Source organism: Vibrio sp. OPT46 (genome assembly GCF_015163535.1).
Taxonomy (GTDB): Bacteria; Pseudomonadota; Gammaproteobacteria; order Enterobacterales; family Vibrionaceae; genus Vibrio; species Vibrio alginolyticus.
This window is the reverse complement of record NZ_JADDYG010000214.1, coordinates 1-4,921: the sequence shown is the minus strand read 5'-3', so window position 1 is coordinate 4,921 and position 4,921 is coordinate 1. Positions and strand designations below refer to the sequence as shown.

Below are 4,921 nucleotides of genomic sequence, written 5' to 3'. Positions count from 1 at the left end.
TACCCAGAATTGGACGGGAAAATCCTCGCAGGTGCATTAAAACTGGCGCACATCAACGTGGTTTCTATTGATAATGGCAAGCTCACCGAATCAAAAAGATTGATGGAGAGTCTTGGAGAGCGAGTAAGAGATATAACCATCAGCCCCGATGGCTATATCTATTTTTCTACCGACAGCGGCAAAATCTTTCGTCTTGAGGAAAGGTAATCAAACACTAAAATCGTTAAGACTATTTAATTTGTGACGTACTAGTGATTTATTTTCGTACAATCTAAGCAGAAGAATCTAAACTTAACAATAACCTTTTGTTTTTTAAAACGATAGTTCGGTTAAGTTGTACGAGGTCATTATGATTCCATTCCCTTTACAGCTCGATAAAATTAAAGCCGTGGTGTTTGATTTAGACAACACCTTGGTGAGTTCTGATATGAACTTCGGCGAATTGCGACAACAGCTAGGTTGTCCGCAGAGTGAAGATCTATTGGATTTTGTCGACGCACTTGAGCATCCTCATCATCGAGAGCACGCTCATAACGTGATATTTGATTACGAGATTTCTGATGCTGAGCAGTCTGCTCCAATGATTGGCTGCCATGAATTGCTCGCCCACTTGCATCAAAATGAAATCAAAACCGCTATCGTGACGCGCAACTGTCAAATCGCCACGCAGCGCAAACTAGAACACAACCAAATCTCAGTGGAACGAGTCATCACTCGTGAATGCTTCCCGCCCAAGCCAGACCCTTTGTCTCTGCAGGTATTAGCGAAAGAGTGGCGTTTGATGCCGGACGAAGTGCTTTATGTCGGCGATTACCTTTACGACTTACAGGCAGCGTATAACGCTCAGATGCCGTCTTGTCTTGTGCATCATGGTAATCAAGAAACCTTCAATGACTCAGCCTCGTTGGCGCTTAATGAACTCAGTGATTTATTGAGCCGTTTCGAATCCTTACCACGCAAATAAAGCACACATATAAAATACGCAAACAAAAAAAGGGGCACCAACGTGCCCCTTATGACTTATTCCCGATTGTTTCATGCGTTCCCAAGGATTGCTTGGGTAATGCGCTGCTTAGCCTTGTAGGTAAGCGTTAAGCATCCACATTAATTTTTCTTGCTCACGGATGTAGTCACCCATCAATGCCGCTGTACCTTCGTCATCTGCTTCACCCGCGTTTTGTAGAATCTCACGCTGTTTTAGAAGTAGAACGCTAAAGCCTTGAACCAGACCTTGTACACACTCCTCACCAGAAGTCGCGTTTTGATGTTCTTTAATTTCACTTGCTTCCAAGTAGTTGCTGAATGCGTGCGCTGGCGTATGACCCAAAGTTAGAATACGCTCTGCAAGCTCATCGATTTTTGTTTGTAGATCAGTGTAGATCTCTTCAAATTTTACGTGCAGTTCGAAGAATTGCGCACCTTTAATGTTCCAGTGGTAACCGCGAGAGTTCATGTACAACACTTGGTAATGCGCTAGCAGTTGATTTAGCTGTTGAGCTAGTTGTGCTGATTGTTCGCTGTCTAGACCAATTAGGCTTACTTGTTTGTTCATAATCTTGCTCCTAGAAGGATGATACCAATCGTAGTAACGAACGATTCTCTTACCGGGATTGGTATAAAGTTTAAAAATTCTTTTGCAGTATTTGCTGCCGATGGAGTCATATTACGACTCCGGCTCGGCGAAGAGAATTTGGTTTTAGCTATGATTTAAATAGCCAAATCCAATGAGCAAGCAGACGAATATCGGCGTATCATCCAACAAAAAGCCCCAACCCTTTTTGTGTAAAAAGGATTGGGGCTTTTTTACTATTTGGTTAACGTTCAAAAGTCGATGAAAGATGTAAACCTTATCTACGCCGTTTTGAAAGTTGCCATCTGTTGATTCAGCTCAGTAACTTGCTCTTTTACTTGCAATGATGTCTCTGATGCACGTTGGCTGTTATTCGAAACTTCATCCACTGATTGAGTAATACCGGACATCAATCCAGTGATCGAATTGGTCGCATGAGATTGCTGCTCTGCCGCTGCTGCAAGTTCTGCCATTTGCTCATTCAAGGAACCTATTTGCTCAGTAGTAACAAGCAAACGAGTTACCGCTTTTTCAATGTGCTCAGCGCCCTGCTCCGCAAGTGATTGACTGTGTTCAATCTCCTCTACCACCGAATTGGTCGAGCGTTGAATCGCATTGATGATACCGTTGATTTCTGTCGTCGATTGAGTAGTGCGAGTCGCTAACATACGTACTTCATCCGCCACAACCGCAAAGCCTCGTCCTTGGTCACCCGCACGCGCTGCTTCTATCGCGGCATTCAATGCCAGTAAGTTAGTTTGTTCTGCTAAGCCTTCAATCACCTCTGTAACTCGGCCAATGGCTTCGCTCTCTTTGCTTAACTGCGTCACCTGCGTACTCGCGGTTTCAATGCTGCCGTGCAAACTTTCCATAGTGACTTTGTTTTGCTCTAAAGCATCACGACCTTGTTCAATCTCGCCTTTTGAATCAGAAAGCTTCTGCACTGATTGGTTGGCTTGATCTAGGGTGTTACGCGCGGCTAAAGCGATTTCATCCAATTGGCTTCCCATTTCAACAATGCTGGTCTGTTGCTGTTCTACATTCGATGAAGTGACTTGCGCCGATTCCAACAAAGCCCCCATACTGGTATCCACTTGGTGCGCTTTCTCACTCACCCCTGCCACGATGCTCGCTAACGATTGGTTCATGCGGTTAATCGAATCGGTAAGGTCTGCCAATTCATCTTTCCCAACAACAGTTAACGGAGGCTGAGAAACGTCCCCTGAAGCGATCGTCTTTGCACGCTCCGATAAGTTTTTCACTCGGCGACCAATGGTGTTGCCCATGTATTTTGAAATCGCTACTGCGGCAAACAAAACCAATGCCGCGGCAATCAGCATGGTGGTGAGTACGTTTTTGATCGACTGATTAATGCCCTGTCCACTTTGATCTGCACGACTTTGCTGAGCCAATACGATCGTTTCTAAGCTTTGGTCTAGTGCATCCGCTGCTGGCAACAGTTCATTCGCCATTAACAAGTTTGATTCGTTCCACTCTGGCGATTGACGCAATGCAATTACCTGCTCTGCTAAAGGAAAGTACAGTTGCTGCATTTCTTTAAACAGTGACCACAAAGATTGGTCGTTATCAGTAAGTCTGTCGAGTTTGCTATCGATTTCCGCCACAGATTGATTGTGGTATTTAATCAAGTCGTGGTATTTGTCTAGGTGATCTTGCTGCCCGTATAACAGGAAATCTCGCAGTGCAGACAGTGCATTGGCGAGCGAGGTATAGCTGTCGGCATAAACTTTGAACAGACGTTTTCTGTCTCCACCGAATGGGTTTCCTGACTCTTCGTTGATTAAGCTTTGAAGCTGGTCAAGTGCCACTTCTGCAATGGGTGCCGCTTCGTTAATAAAGAGGTTGTGTGCGGGTAAGTTCTCATCACTGTGGCTAAGTTCAATCAGCTTGTTTAGAGAAACTTTTACCGCGTCCCACTGGCTTTGGATCGCTTGAAAATCCTGTTCAGAGATCAACGCCTGCAACGTTGGAAGCGACTCGTCTGTAGATGCCATGATATTACGCACGTCCTCACTCAGACGTGCGCTCGCCTCTTCATCGCCACCTAGCAACATGTAGGCTCGAATCGAGGACAGCGACGCTTGAACGGACTGTTGGATACCGCGACTGGTGTCGACGGTCGGTAAATCGGATTTAAGTAACGAAGAGGCGTATTGCTCTACGGTAGTGACGTTGCGATACGTGAATACCGCTGATGCCATAAAAAGTACGGCTAGCAGCACAAAACTGAGCTGCAACTTCCCTGATATCGTAAGGTTCATCCATAAACTCCTGACAACGATGAGCCTTAAATATAACGATGTTTACAAAAATGTTAAATACAGGTGTCAAAAGTTACTAAGAAAACCATGTAAACCACTATTTTAAGCTTATAAATAGGGCTTATTCGAAGTATGGTATGCGCTCACTACGTAAAATCAGATAATTAACGTAAGTCGTTTCTAAGCAGTCTTGCTCCCACAACGAAAGAATCCGCTTAGTGGCGAAGTAGTAATCTTTATTACGCAGTAACACGCCCACCGTGCGACTGAGCTGCTCAAAGCGCTGTTGCTCATTAGCAGAGATGTAATTGTCTTCATTCTGAATGATGGGCGCCAATCCATCGGCAAACCAATTGTTCAGAATTTCACGCATCTCAAGTTCTGACTCCGGCACATCCATACACGACAACTCACGATGCAGTGGCGGCGGTACTATGTACTTTGACGCTTTTGGTGAACTGACATAACGGTACATGTCGCTCCTCCTTGTAAATGACTCTTATACCCAAGTGACTTCAAGATGCAGGATTCAGAGCGTTGTCATTGATTCGGGGTCAAGGAAAACAACGCAGCGTAATAGTCAGCTCTTTCCAAGTTGTTTGATACAGAAGCCGAGTCAATGACACGCTCCCGAAGGGCGAGCTGTCTTGGTTTGTATACTTTGTTGTCGATTCTTGATTTAGACCCACTAGACCTTTAAATCGCCGCCGCGTCTACAAACCAAGCCATTCTCGCTGAACCTAACATCTCGAGGTTACTTGGGTATAAACTAGCTAAGAATACTTTTTTCAATTTCCAAGTTTTTTTTCTACAGCTCATAGAAAGAAACCCAACAAAAAAGCCATGCAAAGTAGGCCCTGCATGGCTTTGGTTTGGGCAGCAATGACACTGACCTCGTCTAGGACCGGTTACATTGAGCTTTGATCGAAATCGTTGCCTTGGTCAGTACCCGTTTGAGTATCCGAGTCGAAGCTGCCAGAGTCATCCGTGAAGTCAACACCTTGATCTTGACCTCCCGCACTTGTCCAGTCGCTGCCGCCAGATTCCATACCCGCCATATCTGGTTGCT

The 4,921-nt window shown here is 45.1% G+C and carries 5 protein-coding genes; 2 read left to right on the top strand and 3 right to left on the bottom strand.

Translation table 11 applies throughout. The features are described from left to right. Positions 1-207: PQQ-dependent sugar dehydrogenase (locus tag IQR33_RS32670; protein WP_228013818.1), on the top strand; the 207-nt coding region annotated here is incomplete at its 5' end. A gap of 142 nt (positions 208-349) precedes the next feature. Continuing rightward, positions 350-964, top strand: a complete 615-nt coding sequence (locus IQR33_RS09115; protein WP_005388252.1) for an HAD family hydrolase — start codon at positions 350-352, stop codon at positions 962-964. A 108-nt stretch (positions 965-1,072) separates the two neighbouring features. Here IQR33_RS09115 and IQR33_RS09110 read toward each other — a convergent pair whose 3' ends face one another. The 3 genes from IQR33_RS09110 to IQR33_RS09100 form a co-directional block, all read right to left on the bottom strand. Next, the gene (locus IQR33_RS09110) at positions 1,073-1,552 is read right to left on the bottom strand and encodes a Dps family protein (protein WP_005388254.1); all 480 of its coding nucleotides are present in this window, start codon (positions 1,550-1,552) and stop codon (positions 1,073-1,075) included. Between the two features lie 299 nt (positions 1,553-1,851). After that, on the bottom strand, positions 1,852-3,852 hold the full coding sequence (locus tag IQR33_RS09105) for a HAMP domain-containing methyl-accepting chemotaxis protein (RefSeq protein WP_053303759.1): 2,001 nt from the start codon (positions 3,850-3,852) through the stop codon (positions 1,852-1,854). A gap of 121 nt (positions 3,853-3,973) precedes the next feature. After that, entirely contained in the window at positions 3,974-4,327 is a 354-nt protein-coding gene (locus tag IQR33_RS09100) for a hypothetical protein (protein ID WP_005453713.1), read from the bottom strand. Between the last annotated feature and the right edge of the window lie 594 nt (positions 4,328-4,921).

Bases quoted from the DNA above. Each gene is read 5' to 3' on its own strand.
- IQR33_RS09115 (WP_005388252.1), top strand. From the start codon at position 350: ATGATTCCATTCCCTTTACAGCTCGATAAAATTAAAGCCGTGGTGTTT.
- IQR33_RS09110 (WP_005388254.1), bottom strand. From the start codon at position 1,552: ATGAACAAACAAGTAAGCCTAATTGGTCTAGACAGCGAACAATCAGCA.
- IQR33_RS09105 (WP_053303759.1), bottom strand. From the start codon at position 3,852: ATGAACCTTACGATATCAGGGAAGTTGCAGCTCAGTTTTGTGCTGCTA.
- IQR33_RS09100 (WP_005453713.1), bottom strand. From the start codon at position 4,327: ATGTACCGTTATGTCAGTTCACCAAAAGCGTCAAAGTACATAGTACCG.